This window comes from Vibrio sp. Makdt (assembly GCF_027587015.1).
GTDB classification, from domain to species: domain Bacteria; phylum Pseudomonadota; class Gammaproteobacteria; order Enterobacterales; family Vibrionaceae; genus Vibrio; species Vibrio chagasii_B.
Genome location: NZ_JAPPTH010000010.1, coordinates 1 through 22,684 on the forward strand (window position 1 = coordinate 1; position 22,684 = coordinate 22,684).

The following is a 22,684-nucleotide window of genomic DNA, read 5'->3' on the forward strand; positions in this document are numbered from 1 at the left end:
GGAAAGTGGCTAATTTTAGGTCTAGATGTAAGTGTAAATTGTGATATTGATTCCATGATTGTTCTGATTTTGGTTAGTGTTTACACTCTATTTTGTTAGGACATATTTTGAATCGATATGAGTCAGGCTCATATAATATCTAGCACTCAAATTAAACCTTGTTATATTAACGGTTTAAATCAAATTTCACTCTTATTGATTGCTTTACAAACAGAAAGCCCCTAATTAGGCAGGCTAATAGGAGCTTTTGTCGACTTTCTTTTGCGGACTTCCTTGTTAGGCTTTCTTTTAAGCCATTTTTTGACAGCTTTTCTTTTTACATAAGTGGAAAGCTAAAGGTTAGAAGTTGAAGCTTGCTGTAACACGTACGACATCTTCTTCGAATGGTTTGGTGCTACCTGAACCGTCGGGTACTATTGCTGAATCATTGATCTTTCCGTAATCCACCGTAAGACCTATCATACGCCAGTTCACTGTGGCGCCTACTGAACCATAAACATTATCGATATTGATGTCGTTGAAAGAAGCGTTTCCCGATTCCACATCGGCATTTAAGTAGTTGATACCAACCTTAGGGATGATATCAAACTCGGCAATTTCAAATCGGTAGCCAATGTTGGAATATAAGCCCCATGCATCTTGTGAGTTTGGCTCGTCCAAATCTACCGCTTCCGTGCCTAATGAGAAGCCACCACCGACAACAATATTATTCGATAGGGCTTTACTATAGCCAAAGGTTGCTAGCTCTTGATTCCCAATAAATGTCACACCGGCCTCAATAGAGTTGTCGCGGTCACTTGCGAGTGCAGACAATGGTAAGCAAGCTGTAACGACAGCGACGGCTGGTAAGACTAAGTGGTTCTTTTTCATGATTCTCTTTCTCATTTTGTATGGACGAAATCAGTCTACAAAATATCGAAGCTCAAATATGAGTCGCCAAAAGGTCACATTTGAGCTGAACAAGAATTGACATAAAGAGCGGGTAGATAACTGAAATATTGAGATGAAGGCTAGATTTTATGAGTTAGAAACATACTGTTGTCGAGTGTTAAAAAATCGACATGTTCAAGCCGGTTGTTAGGCCAAATACACGATGCTTGAGCCTATACTCACCACTATTGTTTACTCGCTATTTCAAGTGAATAGCACCAACTTATCGAAGAAATAAGAACTGGCTTTCGACTTCATTTGAAGGGATAGGCTTACTAAACAAGAACCCCTGAAGGTAATGGTATCCAGAGTCGATCAAGAAGTCCTTTTGTGTTTCTGTTTCAACACCTTCCGCTACTACTTTTAGGCCCAATTTATCGCAGATAGCACGGGTTGCTTGCACGATCGCTTTGCTGCCTTTGTGCGAGCCATGGACGAAGCTTTTATCGAGCTTAACGGTGCTGATTGGTAGGTCGTGCAACATCGAAAGAGAGGAGTAACCAGTACCAAAATCATCAAGGTGGAGTTCAACGCCTAGTTTGGAAATATCGGTTAGAGCTTGTCTCACTTCGCCGTGTTTGAAGAGCATTGAGGATTCGGTGATTTCTAGAGCGATATTTTTCGGCTGGATGTGGTAGAAATTGAGCATCGCAGATAGCTGCTCTGCAAAAGTTGCATGCATCTGACTACCGGAGATATTAATGCTCATCATGAGTTGGCTATCAAACTCTCGATGCCATAGCGCTAGCTGTTTAAGGGCGGAGTTGAGTACCCATTTCCCTAGTGGCACTATCTGCCCAGTTTCTTCTGCCAAGGCAATAAACTCATCGGGCTCAATCATGCCTAAGTCTTTATCAGACCACCTAAGCAGTGCCTCGAAGCCTTTCACTTTATCGCCATTGGTATCCATGATCGGCTGGTAATGGAGTGCGAGAGCTTCGCTTTCTAAAGCTCGGGTTAAGCGGTGACGAATCTCCACTTTTCGGTGGAGTGCTTGTGCCAAGCTGGGAGTAAAGGTTTGAAAACGGTTTCGCCCATTGTCCTTGGCGGTGTGCATCGCCATTCCGGCTTGTTTCAGTAAGGACTCTTGGTCCATAGCGTTATCGGGAAAGTGTGCGGTACCGATGCTGCAACCTACCGATAGGGATCCAATACCAGAGATATGGAAACTCTGATTTAGGGCATCAATAATTCGCGTGCAAAGCAGGGGGATGTTTTGATTTCGGCAAGTGTGGGCAATCACGATGAACTCATCACCACCAAATCGGCCGATCATGCAGGTTTCATTTATAAGCTGTTTGAGACGCTCGCCCACTTGTTTGAGCAGTTGATCACCAACACTGTGCCCGTAAGTGTCATTCACCAACTTAAAACCATCAAGGTCAACGAACATCAATTCAAAGGGAGAACGATAGGCAATACTGGTTTCTAGAAGGTTGGTGATTCCACGGCGGTTGTACAGTTCGGTTAAACAGTCGTGCTCTGCGTGGTACCTGGCCTTGATGAGTTTCTCTTTCTGTTTGGTGGTGCAAGTTAGGTTTAACAGAAGCTGACTCTTATCAAATAGCCACTTTCCCTGCACATCAAAGTGGTGGGTTTTATTGCCAATATGGCAGCTGACCTCTTCGAGGATCTCTCGACCTTTGTGAGCCGCAAACAACCATTGATCTGCCGTTTCTTGACTAGAAACAAACTCGGAAAGCGTGGTAAATGGTGACCCATAGGCTTGGCTAAAAGCAGAGTTCGCACTGACAAGGTTTCCTGAACGGTCAAAAAGCAGGGAGAGGTTCGCACCGTCAGAACAAGCGAGATCATGCTTTAAGCTACCTTCTTCTGCGACGACTTGTACTAACATGCCGGTTCGACCATCAGGTAAAGGGATTCCCGAAAACTGACATAATGCTCGTTTGGCTATGTATTTGGGCGTGAAATTCCACCATGTTTTGATGCTTTCACTGCGTACAAATTGCCTTTGATACTCTTCGAGTGTAGCCTCAATTGCCTTTGACATCTCAATACTAAAATCGCGCGAAGTGAGTTCGAATAAGGACTCAGCCTCCCATAGCGGAAGGGCGCTGCGGTTTGCCCAAGTGATTCGCTTGTTATCAATGTCATATATCCATATCGGACATTTGAGGTACTCGAAAGGTTGATAACTGGTCATCATACGGAACTCTGCATACTGATAGTTGAACGGGTACCACCACGTGAGCACACCGCTTCACCCAGTGGTTCGCCAAAGTTAATCTAACTCTCACCAAAGTGTGTGAGAATTGGTCGCTTATAGATTCAGCGATCGGATGATTTTCATCACTTTACCTTCCGGCGTTGTTTCGATGATATAGCCCTTTTTGTCATCAAATATTTCGCCATCAATGAAGTGCCAACCGTTTGGTTTTTTTATGATTTCTTTAGGGAAATTTTCGTCGAACATTGAGTAATTGGGATAAACCGTTTCAATGGCTTCGAACAATAGTTGAGCTTCATCTTGATTCGTGATCGCGAAGTTATCTTTAAGACACATGGTTAACTCAGGCAAAGGTTGGGTGGTGTAAGGTTCTGTCACCGTGCCCAAAACACCGTTGTGCGAGTAAAAGAGGTATGAACCACTGCTACTCTCGCTGCCGTCTGGTGATTTTATTGATGGTGTAGCACTGTAGAATTCGCAGTTAAAAACCATCTTCTGAATAATGCTACTTTGTGGTGTGACTTGAATGTCTATCCAAGAATTTACCTGTTCTTTAATCTTATTTGTCATCTCCAATGTATCGCTCTTCGCAAGCAAGGGAGAGGAAACGCAAGCCGTCATAGCCAACAATAGTGAAAGTGATTTGTTCATTTTTGACATGAGCCCTATGAGTAAATGAATTAACCCTAATATTGAGTGTGGTTATTGTTCCGGTGAATGGTACTTGATAGGGTGATGTCTTAATAGTCGGCGAACCATAGTGTAAGACGGAAAGTTCTGAGTGAAACTCTAAGTAATCGATTTCATTTCATCAATGAATGACTAACTTAGATTTTTGGTCTGAGAATTGGTTTTTTATTGGTTTTAAAACCTAGTGTGGGTTCTGTTCAAGGCGCGTTTTATTGTTTGTCTTTTGTAAATGTTTTTAATGTAAGTGTAAGTAAGAAAGTAAAGCAAATGTAAGCCATTTAATGTGGTTATATTGCCCAGTCTAAGTTGCTGTTAATTGAACAGCCCTTACACATTGAGGCTTTTCGACGATTTTTTGTAAACACTGATGTACAAAGATGATTACTATGATTTGCGTACGGTAAAAATTCGACTCTAATAACAATATTGATGATATATGACCAGTATATATACTGCCCCCGCTTTTAATAAATACTGGTGATAGGAATGTCAAAAACCAAAGTACTCATTGTCGAAGATGATCAAGAGATCGCTCGTTTAACCACACTCTACTTAGAAGCGGAAGGGTACGAGGTGAGCGTCGTTCATGAGGGAAACTTGGCACTTGAAGCTATCCGACGTGTTGAACCTGATTTAGTGCTGTTAGACCTTATGCTACCAGGTATGAGTGGCGCACAAATCTGCCGAGAGGCTCGTGAGTTTTATAATGGAATGATCTTAGTGCTGACAGCCTCTGCCGATGAAATGAGTGAAGTAAGCTTATTTAAGTTTGGTGCCGATGATTATGTGGCTAAGCCAATACGAGGGCATGCATTACTGGCTCGAATCGAAGCCTTATTGCGCCGTGCAACACCAATGGCGACAACATCAGTGAATGCTGCTGAAAAGCAGAGCAATATTGTGATTAATAGTGCGGCTCAAAGTGCAACCTTATATGGACAAAACCTAAAACTCACATCCGCTGAGTTTGAAATCCTAAATCTTCTCGTCAATAACCTCTCTCAGGTTGTGACCCGAGACCAATGCTGCCAGCTGTTTAGAGGTATTGATTATGCGTTCAACGACCGCTCGATTGATATGCGTGTTTCAGGCTTACGCCGCAAGCTGCGTATTCACGCAAAAGACAAGCAGTTGATACGTACGGTACGTAATAAGGGGTACATGCTGGTTGCGTAAGTTCATCACCGCAAAGCTTCGTTCTGTTTCGATGTTTGCTCGCCTCTATTTAGGTATCGTGACTGGGATGTCAGCAACGATCTTTCTGTTTGTGAACCTCGGTGAAGGGCATATGCGAAGAACGGAGATCGAGACTTTTCTTAATGACGGCCTTTATTTTGTTGAGCAATACACTCGTCAACACAACCAAGCAGATTCGCTCTATAAAGAACTCGATAGAACAGGCTACCAACAGTTTTATATTTTCAATTTACGCCTGTTAGAGAATTGGTCAGGGGAGGCACCTTGCCAACGATGTGAACTTTATAGCACCTTAAATGGTGTACCCATTTATCTCAGCGAAAACAATTTGTATTCGGCGGTATTCCAACTACCCAATTCTAAATTTAGCTTTGTATTCAGTGAGGTAGGGGATTTTTTTTCTCCTGATATCGAATGGTATGAAGATTCAGAAAGGCACTTCTTAATAGGGCTTTTGCTGGCTGTGATCTTGGCAATAGGAGCAAGTGTTTACTTACCTGTGAGACGTTTTCAAGAAAGAATAGAGCTGCTGGTGGAGAAGCAAAAACAGTTTGGTAAAGGAAAACTGAGTACGCGCTCTGAGACGGAATATATTCACCCTTTGTCGGAGTTGGCTAGCAGTTTTAATTGCATGGCTGAAGAGATAGAAAGCAAGGTGAAAGAGAGCCATATATTTGCTCAAGCAATTCCCCATGAAGTTAGAACTCCGTTGAGCCGGATACAGTTAGCGACTGATATACTGAGACGAGGCTCACCTGAGCAGCATCAAGCACTTTTCGATGATATCGATACCTATGTGGACGATATAAACGAGCTCACATCAGAGATCATTATGCTCTCGAAGTTGAATGTTATGGATAATTCCTTCTTCGAGTTGGTGAAAGTACGAGCGAGTTTACTTGAATACTGTTTAGACCGGATTCGCTATTCTGAGTTGGACAACGTGACTTTTGAATCAAAGGTGAATCAAGACAGTACGATAAAGTGTGATTGCTCAATGGCTCGCTTGGTGTTTGACAATATCCTTAAGAATGCTGGCAATTACACTAAAGACCACGTTTGGCTGACTTTGGATGAAAACTCTGAAAGCTGGTTAGTGGTCGTTGAGGACAATGGGCCCGGTATTCCTGAGGAGCGTCGTGATGAAGTCTTTGTTCCATTTTCCCGCTTAGATTCGAGCAGAAGCGCTTCAACCGGCGGTTTTGGATTGGGGCTTGCCATTGCAAACTCTGCGGCTAAGAAATTAGGTTGGAGTATTAAGATCGATGGTAGCAGTCATGGTGGGGCTAAGTTTACGATTGTAATCGCTAAGGCGGCTTAACCGATATTTCTCTTCATTGAATCTAAGCTCGCTTAGGAACAACAAAAGCCACGGTTTGAACTGATTCCCAATAGTTTACACCGTGGCTTTTTAACACTTATCCGGAAACGGCTACTGTTTTGAACGATGAAGACCATAGATTGCGTGGTCAACGATACGACCGTTTAAGTTCTCGCTGCGAGTAATGATGCCTTCTAAATTAAATTGTAAGCGCTCACAAACTTTGCGGCTGCTTTGGTTCTCGATGGCGGCAGATATTTCGACCTTTTCCATATCTAACTCATTGAAAGCAATATCAATCAGCTTCTGGACCACGCGCGTCACAATTCCCCTTCCTTGGTATGGCTCAGACAGCCAATAACCTATCGTTACCTTCTGCATATCATGATCAATGGTATTGAAACTACAGTTACCAACGATGTTGTCTTGGTACACGATGGCACAGGTCATACTTTTACCTTCTGCGTAATCGTGTAGTGAGCGCTGCACGAAGAGCCTAAAATCTTGTTCGGTTTTACAATGTGGCGGCCATGCAAGCCACTGACTTAAATACTCATTTTGACTTTGTGAGATTTCCGCATAGTGAGAGGCGAAACGCTCTTCGACCAAAGCAATAGACAACTCGTCATCGATAACTGTTTTAAACATGCATTTCCTTTTTTGACTTTTCAGTTGAGTGGATTTTAGTCGGCAAAACATGATGTCGCATGTTTTTTAATATGCAACCATTTGTAGCACGATTTTTCCGTGATACGTTAGATCTATCACGAAACTCATTAAACCTTACATTAGTTGTGTATATAAACATTAACTATGCATTAGTATTGGCAGCCTAAATATATAAGAACAATAAAAATTCTAGGCTTAAGTAATGAATCAACATTGCCAAGACGTAACCGTAGACCTTAGAAAGGCTCTATTTGGTATAGCTAAGGCGCTTGATAACGTAGGTTTTGAAAGCAAAAATCATGGGCAACGAGTCGGTTATATCGCTTACCGCTGTGCCCTGAGTGTGGGCTGGGAAGAGGAACAAGCACAGCTTGCGTTCTCGTTAGGGCTTATTCACGATTGTGGTGTATCCCAAGTTGATGAACAGCTCAGTTTGGTCTCAGGTTTTGTCCCTGATTCCACCCACCACCACTGTCAGAAAGGCTATCAAATATTAAAAGAGTGTCCCGTACTTTCCATATTCTCTAAACCAGTGCTTTATCATCATACTCCTTGGGTGGAGCTTAAAGCGTTACCTATTAGTGAATTAGAGAAAGAACTGGCCGCGATTGTCATGCTTGCCGATAGGGTTGACTATCTCTATGGCATCACCTCTTCCGATCGTTATGGCAACCTCACCCCAGATGGAAAAGCGAGCATTATCGAACGTTTGACTGAGCAAGCGGACGAGATGTTCGAAACTAACCTTGTGCAACATATGAGTGAGCTTGTCGACTTGGACGATTTCTGGTTCTCGATGGAGATCCCTTACATTGAAAACATGAGGGATAATTTTGAGCCCGTGCCATTCTTTTCTCAACAGATGTCGTTGGATGAAACGGTCGCTTTTGCAGAGTTTATTGCCAATGTGGTGGATACCAAGAGCTCGTTTACCTTTAAGCACTCGTTGAAGGTAGGGCAGCTTTCAGAGTATCTCGCCAAGCAATTGGGTTACTCATATACAACGCAGCGTAAGCTCTATTTAGCTGGTTTAGTACACGATATCGGCAAGTTACAAACACCTGGTGATATTCTTCATAAACCGGGTTTTCTCACAGATGAAGAGTATTGCTGCATTAAGCGTCATGCGACAGATACACGGTTCGCACTTCAGGAGCTGTTTAGTTCACCTCAGATTTGTGAGTGGGCGTCGAATCATCATGAAAGGCTAGATGGTTCTGGTTATCCAATGGGTAAAACAGCAGAAGAACTGGATCAGCCCAGTCGAATTGTAGCCGTTGTAGACGTGTTCCAAGCATTGAGCCAATCTCGCCCGTATCGAAAGGGAATGACACTGGAAGAGACGATGGCGATTTTGACTGAGCACGTTGAGAATCATAAGCTCGACCGCGAAGTGTTTGAGTGTTTGAAGAAGCACGCTCAGTATTGCTTTGAGCTATCAACCGATAAGTGGGCTTACCCGGTTTACGAAACGTGATCATCTTAGAGAAGCTCTAATCCTCTCTCTTTTTATTTGCGCGCTTACAACAACTTACAATGATGTAGCAAGGTTACTGATATGGTTGTAAAAACCATTAAAGGAATAAGCTGTTGAGAACGAAAATCATAGTGCTAGCTTTGGTTGCCGCTTTATTAGGTTGTATGGATGAAGGTGGCTACGATGAAGCGGTTTTAGAACAACTTGTCGATCGACAAGCGAATATTGAAGATGTGACGAAGAAACTAGGGCAGCCCGACCGCATTATCAATAACGATGGTTCTGTGGCTTATATTTATGAATATGAGCGCGATCTTCTCGCTTTTACGTTTTATAACGGGGAGTTGTTGTTCAAAGAAAGAGCCGCCAACGACGGTCTTTATGATTTTAAGATAATCAAACCAAGCGTTCAGTAAACGGCAAGAATAATAAATCGAGTATGATGAACAACGGGCATTGACTAAACAGAGACAGAAAAGCGATAGCCGAGGCTATCGCTTTTTATTTGGGGGCTTATTCGCTCAGGAGCAATATAGCGAGGTTAGTATCGCTTTAAGATCTCGATGATCTCTTGCTCTGTTTCTGCAGCGATAATGGCATCAATGTCATCATCATTTTGGAACAGCTCAGATAGCGCCATGATGGTATGGATATGGCTATCTGAATCCATTGCCGCCAGAGTGATGGAAAGGTAAACGTCACCGTTATCTTCCGACTCTAAATCAACACCTTTTTTGAATACAGTCACCTGCAGTGATGCTTCGTTTACGCCGTCTTCAGGACGAGCATGAGGCATTGCAATCTTTGGAGCTAGAACATAGTACGCGCCAATGTCCTTGTGCTTTTGTTTGATGGCTTCAACGTAGCTTGCTTCAATCTTGTTGCTCGCTAGTAGTGTTGAACATGCCACATCAATCGCAGCATCAACCGTTAGGTTTTCTTCAGAGTTGATGATAACGCCTTGGTTACCGACTAAATCGAATAAACTCATGAAACAATCCACCCTAGAATCAGACCAACCACACCGAAGTCGAAGTCAGCAAATGTTGTTGCTTCAAGGCCAAGTCCGCCAAGAACAGGAAGCAGTAGCATAGGCAAGAAAGAGATACATAGGCCTTGAGTGAATGAACCTAGAATCGCACCACGTAGGCCGCCAGTTGCGTTACCATAAACGCCCGCTGCACCACCCACGAAGAAGTGAGGAACAACGCCCGCTACAATGATTGTCCAGCCAAGTGCGCCTTGTACTGCCATTGCTAGTAGGCCAGCAGCGAAAGAACAAAGGAAACCGATTAGTACCGCGTTTGGCGCTACAGGGAATACCATTGGGCAGTCTAGAGCAGGTTTTGCGCCTGGTACTAGCTTGTCAGAGATACCTTTAAATGCAGGAACGATTTCAGCAATTAACATCTTCACACCTTGCAGTACGATGTAAACACCGCCGGCAAAAACAAGAGACTGCATGAATGTGAACACTACCCAGTTTTGACCATTCGAAACGGTTTCTACGAACTCACCGCCAGCCACAATCGAAGCAAACATGAAGAAGATTGCCATGGTTGTTGCTACTGCGACAGGCGTGTCACGTAGGAACATTAGGCTCTTAGGTACATTAATGTCTTCAGTTGTTTTTGAGGTATCACCGAACTTGCTGCCAATGAAACCAGACACTAGGTATGAGAATGTTGAGAAGTGACCCATCGCTAGTTGATCGGTACCCATTACTTTCTCTGTGTATTTCTGAGCAAGTGCAGGCATGATAACCATCAGTGAACCCACAATGATCGAACCAATTGCGACTAGAGCCGTGCCCTGAATGTTCGCTGTAGACAGGATAACTGCAACCAGCATAGACATGAACATTGTGTGGTGACCCGTTAAGAAAATATATTTTAGAGGTGTTAAACGAGCCAATAAAATATTCACAACGAATGCGAAGAACATAATTAGAGCCATTTCATAACCGAATGCTTCTTGTGCTAATGCCACAATTGCTTCGTTATTTGGAATAACACCACTTACGCCGAATGCTTCAGTAAATACTACTGAGAAATTATTTAGTGCGCCAACTAGAGCACCAGCACCAAAACCTAAAATTAGGAAACCCATTACGGTTTTAATTGTGCCTTTAAGAATGGTAGAAATATCTGCTTTCTGTGCAACTAAGCCAATGAAAGCAATTAAACCCACCATGATTGCTGGCTCTTTTAATAAGCCAAGCATAAACTCGAAAAAGTTTTGCATAATTTTGACCTTACATGAAAGTTTTTAGTTGTTCTTCGATTGATGCTTTGTCAAAAATATTTTGTAGACTGATGATGTTTTCTTTACCAGCTTCTTTTAGTTGATTCGCAACGTCAGTTGCAGCAACCCAGATATCCGCAGTGCTTGATGCTGCAGAAGATAGATCTTCGTGATCAACTTCAGCTTCAAAACCAATTTTCTTAGCCACATCTTTCACTGCCATTTCCATCATTAGAGAAGTACCAAGGCCGTTACCGCAAACTACAAGAATCTTTTTCATAATATTTGTCTCGATTGGATTTTAAGGTTTGAGAAACTTCGTTCTCTTATTGTGTGGGAGCATATTAATGGAAATATTGAGATTTCAATAAGACTTGCGTCACAAAGTCAAAATGAGATTGTGACGCAGATCTCGTTAAGTTGCGCGAGAAATTCAGAGTGGGATCTTGATCAAATTAAGTTCTCACTTGAATATGCAACGTCTTTTATTTAGATAGGGAGGAGGATCTTTATTTGGATATTAGAATTTGAATCTTGAAAGGTTTAGCTAAGATTAAATGTTGAATTAATCGTATCTTCCGTAATCGGTAAGCATTTTCTTAAGCATGCTATTAACGTCTTTAGTCTTTTTACTTCTTTTAGTTAACTGGCTTAGAGAAGTTGGTTTTGATGCTTCAAGTTTATCTTCATCAATATCTTCAACTTTGTCTTTCATTTTTTGTACTGCTGGCAATAGCATTCTAATTTCTTCATTGTCAGCATTTGTTAACACAACAATATTTTCAGACTCAACTTGAGTAATGGTTAATATTCCGTGTTTAACCGATTCAACCTGTTCGCCAATCATAATTGACTCAGGAGCAACCGAACGATCAGTTAGTTGGCCTGTACGTAATTTAGCCGCACTGATAGCTCGAATATTTCCGGTGTTTTCAAACGCGACGATAACAGTATGAGTATTATAATATTCAACTACTGTCACATAGCCGTGTCTATTTGTTTTGAATTTAGCTCCAATGTTCATATCGTGCGGAGCTTCCATTTTCTTCACGTGTTTCCTCTCTTAGTCTCAAGGCTGTTATATCTGATCAGCTCTATTCGTATTTTATAGATATTATTTGGTGAGATATCTACAAAGTATATACGTATCTAAACTTAAGATGAATCTTGAAGTCGCGGTAAATGAGGTAGAGCACAGAAAACTGCTAATAATCACACAGAATTAACCAAGAGCTTACTTGGTGATCTACATGGGTTGAACATATTTCGTTCATTTCATAACTCTCATTTACAAGGGCTTGTTACTTAGCGTTTTATTGATTGACGACTCAACAAATTCAACCTGATGTGTGAGCTAATTTATAGAAATAAAGATTATATAAATTATTGATTTGATGAATATTTACGGAGCGAGGCAATGTTTGTTAGAACAGCCTATTCAAAACAATAAGATAGGTAAATCTAATGAAAAAACTCGTCAGTTTGCTGCTTGCTGCAGTATCTCTAGGGCTTTCCGGTTGTGCGGCAGTATTAACCGCAGAGCAAAGTGCACCTCAACTCAATGAAGTTCCGCAAGAAAAAGCGCTGACTATAGCTGTGATCGACAAGCGACCATACGTTCTCGATCACGATAAAGAGCCAAAGTTCGAAGGTATTATTCGCAGCTCATTAGGTATTCCTTATACCTACAACACGGCGACACAGCAGCCAATGTCTCAGTTTTTAACGGATAGATTAGTAGCAGGCTTAAAAAAACAGCAAGTTGCCGTTGAGTCTGTTGAGACGACACCGGAAGAGGATATCACTAAGGTTGCCGAGCAGATGAAAGCGTTCGACAACAAATCAATGATGTTCGTCTTGAATGAATGGAAGTATGACTTTCACGCGTTCACGGACAATTCTTGGTACAACGTTAATGTGATTATTTATGATGAAGCTGGTAAGAAGCTACTCAGCAAAAACTTCCAAGGGGAGAATGATGTGCCTGATGGCGGTGCAATCATCAATGAGATGCAACTGATCTACAAACAGCGCTTTGAAGAGATATTTCGAGATCCTGAAGTGAAAAGTGCACTACTAAACTAGTCATTCCTACTTTCTAACATATTTTGAAAAAGCCACTTCATGTGGCTTTTTGTTTTAATGGTGTTTTTATTTCTCTTATTTATTGCTGATAAAGTGAATTATCACGGTAAATAGTTCGACTTTGTGTGTTTTTTGACCGCGCGATCGTTTGCGTTAAAAAATGTGATGAAAGTCTCAATCAACTGTTTATACTTCTCTTCCGGTTTTAAGCCGGTGCTTAGCCAATACAAGCCGTCACATGGATATGTGAATGACCCCACGGACCGGACCAGCTACGTTCCACTGCTTGTATAAGGTGATTTTTTACATGAACAACTCGTTGTTACAGTCGCTAACTTTGTTAGCCCCTTCATCGCGTAGCGTTTTGCTTGCGGTTCTTTGTCCTGTTCCTTTGATGTCATTCGCTTGGCTCATGTTCACTCTATAAGGATTACTAGGACACATTATGAATATTCTATTTGGTTTTGTCGGTGTTATTGCACTGATTGCTTGCGCGTACCTGCTATCTGAAAGTCGTTCTTCGATCAACTGGAAAACGGTCTCTCGTGCTCTTTTACTTCAGATTGGCTTTGCTGCCCTAGTATTGTATTTCCCATGGGGACAGTTGGCGTTAACAAGCCTAAGTAATGGCGTTTCTAGCCTGCTTGGTTTTGCAGACGCTGGTATTGCTTTCCTTTTCGGCGACCTTGCTACTGAAGGCTTCATTTTCGCGGTTCGCGTACTTCCAATCATTATCTTCTTCAGTGCTTTGATCTCTGCGCTTTACTACTTAGGCATCATGCAGAAAGTGATTCAAATCTTAGGTGGAGCGGTGCAGAAACTGCTTGGCACAAGTAAAGCTGAATCTCTGGTTGCGACTGGTAATATCTTCCTTTCTCAGGGTGAGTCTCCTCTTCTTATTCGTCCTTTTTTAAAGTCTATGACTCGTTCTGAACTGTTTGCTGTAATGGCAGGTGGTATGGCGTCGGTAGCAGGTAGTGTGCTTGGTGGTTATGCTGGTTTAGGTGTTGAACTTAAATACCTTATCGCCGCAAGTTTCATGGCAGCACCGGGCAGCCTATTAATGGCGAAGATCATTGTTCCTGAGCGCAGCACACCAAGTGACTACGACCATATCGAACTAGATAAAGCAGACCAAAGCAACGTGATTGATGCATTGGCAAGCGGCGCGATGAACGGTATGAAAGTCGCAGTGGCTGTCGGTACTATGTTAATTGCATTCGTGAGTGTGATTGCGATGGTCAACACAGGCCTAGAAAGCCTAGGTGAGACGTTCGGTTTTGCGGGTATTACGCTGCAAGCTATCTTCGGTTACCTGTTCTCGCCTCTTGCATGGCTGATCGGTATCCCAAGTGACGAAGTATTGATGGCGGGTTCTTACATCGGTCAGAAGATCGTTATGAACGAGTTTGTTGCTTTCATCGACTTCGTTGAGAACAAAGCTCTACTATCTGAACACAGCCAAGTAATCGTGACTTTTGCTCTATGTGGCTTTGCTAACATTGGTTCTATCGCGATTCAGTTAGGTTCAATCGGTGTTATGGCACCAGAGCGCCGTGCTGAAGTGGCAAACTTAGGTTTGAAGGCTGTAGCTGCTGGTACGCTAGCAAACCTAATGAGTGCATGCTTAGCGGGTATCTTCATCCTGCTTTAAGCTAGGTTTAGCAAAAACAGCAAAATTCACTAAAAGCGGGCACCTTACTTACGGAGTTTACGTAAGAAGGGTGTCCGCTTTTTTGTGTCTGCCCGTTAAGTGAATTCGGAGTTACCACTTCTCTCACCGCTTCTATTGCGTTTCAGGCTCACTCGGAAGAGTAATAGAGCAAGCCTGTTTTATCCGATATACTTGAATATCATTAGGTTGCGATTAATAACGTTCGGCTTCGATTAAGAACAATCGGTTTTCACCAGAACAAAAGCAACCAAGTCCAATTAATCAAAGGTCTTCCCATGAACATGCGCGTCCTCATCGGTCTTATTACCACCTTCATTGGCTTATTTGCGTTGGTTTATCTTATTGCTGGTGGTGAACAGTTTCCTATCTCTCAGTGGCCAAAAGAAGCTTATCTCGGTTTGGTGTTCAGTGTCGTGTGGGGGGCAGGTGTCGCAGCGTCTGTAGCGTATTTCTTCTCGGCATTGGTATTTGTCACGGTCGCCGTGGTTTGCTATGCGATCGGTTATAAGATCGGTGGCTTATTTACTAACGACTCTGAAGCCTAGCAAGTCTGACTATGTGGTTGAGTTGCGTGTAATGGATTGGCGTGATCGTTTTAAGGTGTATTGGTATCACCGAAAGCAAACCCATCGTTGGAAAGGGGATAGGGCAAAGTCTCTAGGTTGGACCAACGAAGAGAGCCAGTTGTGTCGCTTTGAAGTGATCGCTCGTGCGGCGGACTTCGAAAAGAAGAGTGTTTTAGATTTAGGTTGCGGCTATGGCGAGCTGTTTGAGTTGCTCGACAGTATCTACCGTATTCGCTCTTACACTGGCGTTGACCAACACGCAGGCTTTCTAAAGAAGGCGAAACAAAACTACACAGAAGATCGTTGTCGGTTTTTGTCGGGTGATATGAGCAAAATGAACCTTGAGGCGCACGACATTGTCATCGCGAGTGGTTCACTGAACTATGTCTCTCGTGATTCTGATTATCTGACAAACATGATTACTCGCATGTATGAATTGGCGAATCAGACGGTGATTTTTAATCTTCTCAACTCAAGCCAGTATCCTTCACGTAATACCTTGATGAGTTATCACCCTCAGGGCGTGTATCGCTTTTGTAAGACGCTTTGTGAGGATGTTTCTTTAATAGAAGGTTACGCAGAAGGGGATTTTACGATAGTGATGAATAAAGTCTGCCCCTAAACTCAAACTCAAACTCAAACCTAAGCCAGAGCGAAGTGATGGTGTGGAAAGAATTAAAAAAGCCGCAGGCCTCGAAAGGCATGCGGCTTTTTGGGTTCTTAGATCAACCTCGGCTAGGTATCACTGCTAGTTCTTCAGTGGTTGGTTTTTAATGAGTCCGTAAGGGATGTTAGTAAACACCTTAGGGTTTCCCTCATAAGTCGGCGCTTCATTCACTTGCTGCCAATCGAGTAGCATGATTGCTAGCACGTTGCGGTGTTCACCGTACTCAAGGTCAAAATCGCCGGTAATTGAAGGGATCATGCCTTGTTTCTCATCGATTGAAGCTTGAATCGCGAGTCGAGTTTTCTCTACAACTGGGTCATCTTCTAAACCTGCCAATAAGAAGGTTAATCCAACCTCCGCAACCACATCTTCTTTTGCACGAAGCAAAATCGTATCGATGTTTTCTCTGAAGTAATCGTAGATCCATTGATGATCTTTTTCTCTTACTTGATGTTGGTAATATTCTGAATCACCAAAGATCACATGCGTCATACCATAGATCTTATTGCCGTATTGCTGGCTTGAAAGCTTTCTGTCTTTATCGTTTGGGTATGCTTTTTTGAAGGTTTCGACAAACTCATCAACGACATCTTGTTCACCCAGTTGGCGCAACCAGTAAACCTGATTCGCTAATTGAGCGGCCCACGCTTTCACCATGTCTTCATTGGTCACGTATCGTGAGAAGTCATAGCGACGAATGATTTCGCGCAGCTTGGCATCGTTCTTGTGTTCTAAACCGTATTCGTTAGCACGCGCCATAGAGCCTAGAAGGTCAACACCAAGGTAAAGGTATTCAGGCATGTGCTTGGTGATGTTGTAGCGTCGAACACTGCGCTCATCGTTATCACCAATATAAGATGCAACTCGCTTCTCTGAGTAGAGTACGATTTGTTCCATGGTTTGAACGTCATTCGACAGGGTGCTGAGCTTGCTTGCCACTCGTGCCATGTCACTCCAAACCGCCGCTGAATACTTATCGTCTAATGTTTGGCGATACATACGCAGCCCGTAGTGACCTTCTTTGAATGCAGGCAGAGTGTAAAGCTGGCTTTCGTAGGTGGTGCGAATTAGGTCTGCAGATTGCTTGAAAGATTGTTCTTGAGAGTTGAGCGAATCTGCTTGGGATTGAACGCTCGCTGCGGTTGGCGCTTGAACGTTTTCTTGTGCGTGAACGGCAACGGCAACCGAGGCTGATAGCAATGTACACAGTGTGATAGTTTTTAACTTCATGTCGTGAGGTACCAAGCTGATTATTAGTCTAAGTAAAATAACATTGATGAATCGTTTAATGTAAGCATTGAGTCAATACAATGTAAGCTTTATAAGGTTCACTAACCCTTTTTGATTAAACCATTCGTTTAGTAAAGAATTTTGAAGTGATGGATCACTCAATATTTGATAGATAGTCGACGTTAGTATGGATTTTTAATGACTTAGCGGCATACTGGAGCAATAAGCCAGAAATGAGCCGTTATAAGGCAGTATATAGAACAATAGTGTTAGAGGTTCGTAAATGCCAAGTGGTTCTAGCAAGCAGTGGTCTGCCAGAGTAGTAGCTTTTCTTTTTTTCCTTGCGATAGTAAGCGCAATTGAGTTCTTTCATGCCAAGCAATTAACTTTTCTTAAAAACGAATCGTATTCAGAGGCAAAAAAGCAACTATCCATTATTCGTTCTCGGATTGAAGCCGCGATCGTGTCAGATATGTATATCCTCAATAATTTCTCGACCTTAGTGACCATCAACCCCGATGGTGAGGTGAAAAATTGGGATAAGATTGCTGAGAATATCATTCAAGATGGCTTCCATATTCGACTTATCGGACTCGCCAAAGACGACATTCTAAACTTTGTTTACCCGCTGGAAGGCAATGAGCAGATTCTCGGTATTAATTATCGTGATCACCCAAATCAATGGGAGTCTGTTGAGATAGCCCGTAATCTTGGCAACACCTTTATTGCTGGTCCTTTTGAGCTGTTTCAAGGTGGGCAAGCCCTCATTACGCGCACTCCGATCTTCCGAGACCCACCTTTCAATCAAGATTACTGGGGTGTCTCCAGCGCTGTTATCGGTTTAGATGAGCTGTTTGAAGATGTTGGAATCGGTAAGATCGAGAATAAATATGAACTCGCTATTCGTGGCGCAAACAGTTCAGGGAAAGATGGCGCTGTCTTTTATGGTACTCAGGATGTGTTCGATAATGCTTTCGCCACTGAACAGGTGAGTTTTCCATACGGTGGTTGGTACCTTGCTCTCTCCGGTAACGAACATGTATTGATGGATGAGCCTTGGTATCGCATCCAAGCGGTAAGGCTGGTGGGATACTCCATTATATTAGTGCTGGCGTTTGCCTTCTTTACTATTTATCGCCTGTACCGCATTGCAGATAGCCGCTCTATGCATGATGAGCTAACGATGTTACCGAATCGTCGATACTTCATGTATAGCCTCAAACAGGCCTTCAAAACCACTCAAAAACAGAGAGCGAGAACCTTTGCCGTTGTAAATATCGACCTCGATGGGTTTAAAGCAATCAACGACACTTATGGTCACGCGGCAGGCGATCAGGTATTGATCGAGTGTGCTAACCGCATAAGAAGTGAACTGCGTGTTTCAGATATCGTCGCAAGGATAGGCGGTGATGAGTTCTTGGTCTTATTGCCACGCATCATCGATGATCAACACGTATCGTCGATCGTGACTAAACTACGAAAGGCGATATGCTCGGCACCAGTTGTGTACGAGGCGCACTCTATTTATCTCAGAATCAGTGTGGGTTGGGTTATTCAAAATAACAACTACAATGATGTCGATGCGCTCTTAAAAGCCGCTGATGAAAAAATGTACGAACAGAAGCGACAAGTTATCTAGGTTGAATTTGAGCTGCGATTAGAATTTAGTTGCTGAATGTGGGGAAAAGCCTCAGAATACCGCGCTTTGCTCCGTATCAATGTATTTGATGAGCAAAAGCTGAAGCAACGCACTTTTAACGTGTTGCTCATACTAAATGTTATTCAACTGAGAAAATAATCTATGAGTTTTACCTCCCTTGGCCTTTCTGAACCAATCCTTAAAGCTATTGAAGCACAAGGTTACGATAAGCCATCACCAATCCAAGAGAAAGCCGTGCCAGCTGTCCTGACGGGCAAAGATGTTATGGCCGCTGCTCAAACAGGGACAGGTAAAACTGCTGGCTTCACGCTACCTATTCTTGAATTACTATCAAAAGGCCCTCGTGTTCGTCAGAACCAAGTGCGCGCATTGGTATTAACACCGACTCGTGAACTTGCTGCTCAGGTGAATGGCAGTGTTGTTAAGTACGGTATCAATTTACCTTTGACTTCGAGTGTTGTATTCGGTGGCGTAAAAATTAACCCTCAGATGCAAAAACTACGTAAAGGCAGTGATGTGCTGGTGGCAACACCGGGTCGTCTACTTGACCTATACAACCAAAATGCAGTGCGCTTCGATCAACTAGAGATCCTAGTGTTAGACGAAGCGGACCGTATGCTAGACATGGGTTTCATCCGAGATATTCGCAAGATCTTGGCTTTCTTACCTAAGAAACGTCAGAACCTACTGTTCTCTGCAACCTTCTCTGATGACATCCGTAGCCTAGCGAAAGGCTTGGTTAATAACCCGGTTGAAATCTCAGTAAGCCCTGCAAACTCGACGGCGAAAACGGTTGAACAGAGTATCTACCCAGTAGATAAGAAGAAAAAGAGCCCAATGCTTGCGAAGCTGATCAAAGACAATGATTGGCGTCAGGTGTTGGTATTTAGCAAAACTAAGCACGGTGCAAATAAGCTGGCTCGCTTCCTAGATGAACAAGGCATTACTGCTGCACCTATTCATGGTAACAAGAGCCAGGGCGCTCGTACTAAAGCGCTAGAGAACTTCAAAACGGGTAAGGTACGAGTGTTAGTCGCAACTGATATCGCTGCTCGTGGTATCGATATCCCACAACTGCCTCAAGTAGTTAACTTCGATCTTCCTCATGTATCAGAAGACTATGTACACCGTATCGGTCGTACTGGCCGTGCTGGTGAAGTAGGTAAAGCGATTTCATTGGTTTGTGCGGATGAAGTGGGTGAGCTGTTCGGTATTGAACGCCTTATTCAACAAGTGCTAGAGCGTCGTGAACTGGAAGGTTTCTCTCCAGTAAACAAGTTACCTGAGTCTCGCTTGGATTCACGTCCAATCAAGCCTAAGAAACCGAAGAAAGCAAAACAGCCACGTGAACACTCGGATGGTCAACGTTCGGGCGATAACGCTCGCGGTCACAAGCCTGCAGGTAAGAACAAGCGCCATGTACCAGGCACAGGGTCTGCACCAAAACGCAAACCGACACAGGGTAGAAAGCCTGCTGAAAACAACCCAGCCGCTATGGGGGAAGAGAAGTCAGTAAGAAACAATGGCAGCAACTTCAAGCGCGGTAATACAGGTAAAAAACCAGCATCGAATCACTCTGGTTCACAAAGTAATCCTGGTTCACAAAACAGTCAGGGTAAAGTGGGCGGCACGGGTAAGGCTAAGAAATCTGGATACGGTGGCAGCTACGGCCCAGGTAAGTCATCGAATAAGCCTTCAGGAAACAGACCTTCGGCGAACAAACCGTCTCGATCTCGTTCGAAGCCTGCGCCTCAGAAGTAAGAATTTCTGCTGCTAGCGCCATAAGCAGAGTGTTGCTTTCTTGAAAGCCTAAATCGCTCTGCAACAGCACTGAGATAAACGCGAATATTGATGATCAATGTTCGCGTTTTTTTATGCGTGTGGAATTGAAAAGTGGTAGGCCGAAAGGGATGTTAAACTTATTGAATCTATTGAAAAAGAGTAATTTAACTCAAGGTTAATCTGTCTTTAATAAGTTTTTAATAACAACATAATCACTAGCGTTTTTGTTGATATTTGCAATTTGCAATTCCAGTTTGCAAAACAAACAAGAATTTACGGCTAATACGTGTCCAGATGCGTAGTAAATAGGGGTTTTTAAAGTTGGCACGCATGCTGCATTAGTAACGGTGACCCTTCTTAAGCCGAGGGTCACCTAGCCAACTGACGTTGTTAGTGAACCTTTATTGTTCACACAAAATATATGACCAATCACACGTTGTGATTGGTTTTTTTTTGCCTGAATTTGGGGTTCTGTATTGGTTTTACTCGTTCTCGAAACTGAATAAACCTAATCAACTGAATTCTTCAATTAACTACGTAAAATCAGCTTCGTTAAGCAAAACAAGCAGAGCATGAGTGTTCAGGCCCATGCTCCACCGATTTCGCTATTAACTCTCACCGCACTTTGAATAACAGCTTGGTTGGCGTGGGCACTCTCCGCCTCTTGAGCAGATAAGCCTCGCCTCTGTTTCTATCCCACGTTCAATCCAATTTATATTTAAAATCTTGGCTATGGTCGTGAGATCTTTCTTGATGTTACGTGGAATCGCTACAGAGCCGCCATTGTCAACGCACGAAGCTTTTAGCTGCTCTGCTATTTCTCTTGAATTACCGCCTTGGGCATCAATCGCAGGGTTGAGGTCTATGCCTGCACACAATACGCGATTGTTACCCGCCGGATCCGTCATGTTGATGGATTCGCAACAGTAGATTCTTGGCTCGTCCCCCACGTTTAAAATGGAGATTTGAGCTGAGCTACCCGCACGAGGCTCTGATAATCGACGGAACACAGCCCAATGCTGACATGGGTCGGCCACCGTTCTCATATTCCCCCAAGGCAGTGGAATCCCGTTCCCGCGGTATACCGCCTTGAGTTTCCCCGGTCCATAAGCATCAAAGTAGTGCCAGTGAGGGTAGGGGGATACTACCGTCATTCGTCGCATCGCAACAGAGGGGGAAACCCCTGCTCTTTGGTGGACATCGATTTCATAACCGGTACGGTCAAGCAATTGTCTGAAAGGAACCTTCGGGCACAGCAGAGCACCAGCAAAGAAGCTGGATTCAAAATCTCGCCACGCTTGCAAAATATCTTGAGAGTTGAGTTGAGAAGACCCTGATACTTGGTTGTCGTCCCATGTGTTGTTATTTCCCACCGATAACACACTCTTTAGCCCTTCTTTGCTATGCAAAATGCAATGGCCGATGTAAACCGACAAGTCGTATTTCAAACGCGTTGGATACTCTTTAAGAATTTCATTTAAGAAGATGGTACCAGGCGGTTCAAAGAAGGACGTTACCAACTGTTTGGCGTTGATACCGAGTTCATCTACTACGTCTTGCGGTGTACGTGTCACCCAGCGAATGTTGATTCCGAGGCTTCTAGCGATGTCTATCAGGTCTTCTATGCTGAGGTTGAGTCGTTTTAGGCCTACCTCTTCAGCAGCCCGCTCAAGGTCAGGGAAGTGGTTCTGGTGGCTTTCTTGGTGGGCCCTAATCAATAGGTGTGCGAACTGACGCCCAGAGATACCCGTTTGCGACAACATCTCTGGTATCGCAATTTGCAGGATGTCGTTAGAGAAAAGGAAGCTAGGCTCAAGAGCCATACCGCTAATCCCGCCTCGATTACCTTTGTCGGGAGCAATGGCCTGCTGTTCTGATTCATCGTCAAGAAACCATGTTGGGCTCTTTTGGAAGACCTGAGCAATCACTTCAAGCATATCGATGCTTGGGACTCGCTTTCCACGTTCAATCATAGAGAGGTAAGAAACGGAAGGTGCATACTCTGGGTTGATTCTAATACAACGCGCAGACAGATCTTCCATCGTTAAATGGTTACGCTTCCTAAGGTTACGTATCTTCGTACCTAGGAAATGTGACTGACGAACTAAACTTTTTGACAAGGCCATATTTGTAAAATTCACATTGTAAAATTTTTGTTGTGAAATTGTATGTAAAAAAGCGCTAATCTACAAACTAAGCAATTCACAAAACGATAAATAAATTAAACGTTCGTTTGGAATAATTGCTCTAGGACACATTTTTGCGTTAAAAATCGGTGGTTTTCACCGGACTGGTCAAGAGGG

At 43.2% G+C, this 22,684-nt stretch carries 20 protein-coding genes; 10 read left to right on the top strand and 10 right to left on the bottom strand.

Going from position 1 to position 22,684, the window contains the following annotated elements; genetic code table 11:
• Positions 1 to 339: 339 nt before the first annotated feature.
• From OH460_RS13625 to OH460_RS13635, 3 genes are all read right to left on the bottom strand, one after another.
• A complete protein-coding gene (locus OH460_RS13625) occupies positions 340 to 870 on the bottom strand; it encodes an autotransporter domain-containing protein (protein WP_269997851.1) in 531 nt (176 codons plus the stop codon).
• Between the two features lie 283 nt (positions 871 to 1,153).
• A complete protein-coding gene (locus OH460_RS13630; protein ID WP_269998169.1) occupies positions 1,154 to 3,097 on the bottom strand; it encodes a putative bifunctional diguanylate cyclase/phosphodiesterase in 1,944 nt (647 codons plus the stop codon).
• Between the two features lie 114 nt (positions 3,098 to 3,211).
• Positions 3,212 to 3,769, bottom strand: a complete 558-nt coding sequence (locus OH460_RS13635) for a hypothetical protein (protein WP_269997853.1) — start codon at positions 3,767 to 3,769, stop codon at positions 3,212 to 3,214.
• A 525-nt stretch (positions 3,770 to 4,294) separates the two neighbouring features.
• On the opposite strand from OH460_RS13635, the gene OH460_RS13640 reads away from it, so the two are divergent.
• Positions 4,295 to 4,984 (top strand): response regulator transcription factor, encoded by a 690-nt coding sequence (locus tag OH460_RS13640; RefSeq protein WP_269997855.1) that lies wholly within the window; start codon positions 4,295 to 4,297, stop codon positions 4,982 to 4,984.
• On the top strand, positions 4,977 to 6,326 hold the full coding sequence (locus OH460_RS13645; RefSeq protein WP_269997856.1) for a sensor histidine kinase: 1,350 nt from the start codon (positions 4,977 to 4,979) through the stop codon (positions 6,324 to 6,326). Before OH460_RS13640 ends, OH460_RS13645 begins: the two co-directional genes overlap by 8 nt.
• Before the next feature lie 111 nt (positions 6,327 to 6,437).
• Here the strand turns inward: OH460_RS13645 and OH460_RS13650 are convergent, their stop codons facing one another.
• Positions 6,438 to 6,974, bottom strand: coding sequence for a GNAT family N-acetyltransferase (locus OH460_RS13650; protein ID WP_269997859.1), 537 nt, complete (start codon positions 6,972 to 6,974; stop codon positions 6,438 to 6,440).
• Positions 6,975 to 7,197: 223 nt separating this feature from the next.
• Here OH460_RS13650 and OH460_RS13655 point away from each other — a divergent pair, with 223 nt between their 5' ends.
• Positions 7,198 to 8,472: an HD-GYP domain-containing protein gene (locus OH460_RS13655; protein WP_269997860.1), complete on the top strand. Its 1,275-nt coding sequence runs from the start codon at positions 7,198 to 7,200 to the stop codon at positions 8,470 to 8,472.
• 113 nt (positions 8,473 to 8,585) lie between these two features.
• A complete protein-coding gene (locus tag OH460_RS13660) occupies positions 8,586 to 8,888 on the top strand; it encodes a hypothetical protein (protein WP_269997862.1) in 303 nt (100 codons plus the stop codon).
• Positions 8,889 to 9,013: 125 nt separating this feature from the next.
• Here the strand turns inward: OH460_RS13660 and OH460_RS13665 are convergent, their stop codons facing one another.
• The 4 genes from OH460_RS13665 to OH460_RS13680 form a co-directional block, all read right to left on the bottom strand.
• A complete protein-coding gene (locus OH460_RS13665) occupies positions 9,014 to 9,463 on the bottom strand; it encodes a PTS sugar transporter subunit IIA (protein ID WP_269997864.1) in 450 nt (149 codons plus the stop codon).
• Entirely contained in the window at positions 9,460 to 10,716 is a 1,257-nt protein-coding gene (locus OH460_RS13670; protein ID WP_004740069.1) for a PTS ascorbate transporter subunit IIC, read from the bottom strand. The genes OH460_RS13665 and OH460_RS13670 overlap by 4 nt, the downstream gene beginning before the upstream one ends.
• Positions 10,717 to 10,726: 10 nt before the next feature.
• Entirely contained in the window at positions 10,727 to 10,996 is a 270-nt protein-coding gene (locus tag OH460_RS13675; protein ID WP_004740070.1) for a PTS sugar transporter subunit IIB, read from the bottom strand.
• A gap of 285 nt (positions 10,997 to 11,281) precedes the next feature.
• Positions 11,282 to 11,758, bottom strand: coding sequence for a hypothetical protein (locus OH460_RS13680; RefSeq protein WP_008217326.1), 477 nt, complete (start codon positions 11,756 to 11,758; stop codon positions 11,282 to 11,284).
• A gap of 422 nt (positions 11,759 to 12,180) precedes the next feature.
• Between OH460_RS13680 and OH460_RS13685 the strand changes: the two genes are divergently transcribed.
• From OH460_RS13685 to OH460_RS13700, 4 genes are all read left to right on the top strand, one after another.
• On the top strand, positions 12,181 to 12,801 hold the full coding sequence (locus OH460_RS13685) for a hypothetical protein (protein ID WP_269997868.1): 621 nt from the start codon (positions 12,181 to 12,183) through the stop codon (positions 12,799 to 12,801).
• A 445-nt stretch (positions 12,802 to 13,246) separates the two neighbouring features.
• Entirely contained in the window at positions 13,247 to 14,455 is a 1,209-nt protein-coding gene (locus OH460_RS13690) for a NupC/NupG family nucleoside CNT transporter (RefSeq protein WP_146492737.1), read from the top strand.
• Positions 14,456 to 14,751: 296 nt separating this feature from the next.
• A complete protein-coding gene (locus tag OH460_RS13695; protein WP_269997873.1) occupies positions 14,752 to 15,021 on the top strand; it encodes a hypothetical protein in 270 nt (89 codons plus the stop codon).
• A 31-nt stretch (positions 15,022 to 15,052) separates the two neighbouring features.
• The gene (locus OH460_RS13700; protein ID WP_269998171.1) at positions 15,053 to 15,664 is read left to right on the top strand and encodes a class I SAM-dependent methyltransferase; all 612 of its coding nucleotides are present in this window, start codon (positions 15,053 to 15,055) and stop codon (positions 15,662 to 15,664) included.
• Positions 15,665 to 15,790: 126 nt separating this feature from the next.
• On the opposite strand, the gene OH460_RS13705 is transcribed toward OH460_RS13700, so the two are convergent.
• Positions 15,791 to 16,939, bottom strand: a complete 1,149-nt coding sequence (locus tag OH460_RS13705; RefSeq protein WP_269997875.1) for a DUF3541 domain-containing protein — start codon at positions 16,937 to 16,939, stop codon at positions 15,791 to 15,793.
• 283 nt (positions 16,940 to 17,222) lie between these two features.
• Here OH460_RS13705 and OH460_RS13710 point away from each other — a divergent pair, with 283 nt between their 5' ends.
• Positions 17,223 to 18,578: a diguanylate cyclase gene (locus tag OH460_RS13710; protein WP_086774385.1), complete on the top strand. Its 1,356-nt coding sequence runs from the start codon at positions 17,223 to 17,225 to the stop codon at positions 18,576 to 18,578.
• A 162-nt stretch (positions 18,579 to 18,740) separates the two neighbouring features.
• Positions 18,741 to 20,360 carry a DEAD/DEAH box helicase gene (locus tag OH460_RS13715; protein ID WP_269997879.1) on the top strand — a complete coding sequence of 540 codons (1,620 nt, stop codon included), beginning with the start codon at positions 18,741 to 18,743 and terminating at the stop codon, positions 20,358 to 20,360.
• Positions 20,361 to 20,989: 629 nt separating this feature from the next.
• On the opposite strand, the gene OH460_RS13720 is transcribed toward OH460_RS13715, so the two are convergent.
• A complete protein-coding gene (locus OH460_RS13720) occupies positions 20,990 to 22,522 on the bottom strand; it encodes a DUF3612 domain-containing protein (protein WP_137407052.1) in 1,533 nt (510 codons plus the stop codon).
• Between the last annotated feature and the right edge of the window lie 162 nt (positions 22,523 to 22,684).

Excerpts from the sequence above, each read along its gene's own strand:
- OH460_RS13625 (WP_269997851.1), bottom strand. The coding sequence starts at position 870 with ATGAAAAAGAACCACTTAGTCTTACCAGCCGTCGCTGTCGTTACAGCT.
- OH460_RS13630 (WP_269998169.1), bottom strand. The coding sequence starts at position 3,097 with ATGATGACCAGTTATCAACCTTTCGAGTACCTCAAATGTCCGATATGG.
- OH460_RS13635 (WP_269997853.1), bottom strand. The coding sequence starts at position 3,769 with ATGAACAAATCACTTTCACTATTGTTGGCTATGACGGCTTGCGTTTCC.
- OH460_RS13640 (WP_269997855.1), top strand. The coding sequence starts at position 4,295 with ATGTCAAAAACCAAAGTACTCATTGTCGAAGATGATCAAGAGATCGCT.
- OH460_RS13650 (WP_269997859.1), bottom strand. The coding sequence starts at position 6,974 with ATGTTTAAAACAGTTATCGATGACGAGTTGTCTATTGCTTTGGTCGAA.
- OH460_RS13655 (WP_269997860.1), top strand. The coding sequence starts at position 7,198 with ATGAATCAACATTGCCAAGACGTAACCGTAGACCTTAGAAAGGCTCTA.
- OH460_RS13665 (WP_269997864.1), bottom strand. The coding sequence starts at position 9,463 with ATGAGTTTATTCGATTTAGTCGGTAACCAAGGCGTTATCATCAACTCT.
- OH460_RS13670 (WP_004740069.1), bottom strand. The coding sequence starts at position 10,716 with ATGCAAAACTTTTTCGAGTTTATGCTTGGCTTATTAAAAGAGCCAGCA.
- OH460_RS13675 (WP_004740070.1), bottom strand. The coding sequence starts at position 10,996 with ATGAAAAAGATTCTTGTAGTTTGCGGTAACGGCCTTGGTACTTCTCTA.
- OH460_RS13680 (WP_008217326.1), bottom strand. The coding sequence starts at position 11,758 with ATGGAAGCTCCGCACGATATGAACATTGGAGCTAAATTCAAAACAAAT.
- OH460_RS13685 (WP_269997868.1), top strand. The coding sequence starts at position 12,181 with ATGAAAAAACTCGTCAGTTTGCTGCTTGCTGCAGTATCTCTAGGGCTT.
- OH460_RS13690 (WP_146492737.1), top strand. The coding sequence starts at position 13,247 with ATGAATATTCTATTTGGTTTTGTCGGTGTTATTGCACTGATTGCTTGC.
- OH460_RS13695 (WP_269997873.1), top strand. The coding sequence starts at position 14,752 with ATGAACATGCGCGTCCTCATCGGTCTTATTACCACCTTCATTGGCTTA.
- OH460_RS13700 (WP_269998171.1), top strand. The coding sequence starts at position 15,053 with ATGGATTGGCGTGATCGTTTTAAGGTGTATTGGTATCACCGAAAGCAA.
- OH460_RS13705 (WP_269997875.1), bottom strand. The coding sequence starts at position 16,939 with ATGAAGTTAAAAACTATCACACTGTGTACATTGCTATCAGCCTCGGTT.
- OH460_RS13710 (WP_086774385.1), top strand. The coding sequence starts at position 17,223 with ATGCCAAGTGGTTCTAGCAAGCAGTGGTCTGCCAGAGTAGTAGCTTTT.
- OH460_RS13715 (WP_269997879.1), top strand. The coding sequence starts at position 18,741 with ATGAGTTTTACCTCCCTTGGCCTTTCTGAACCAATCCTTAAAGCTATT.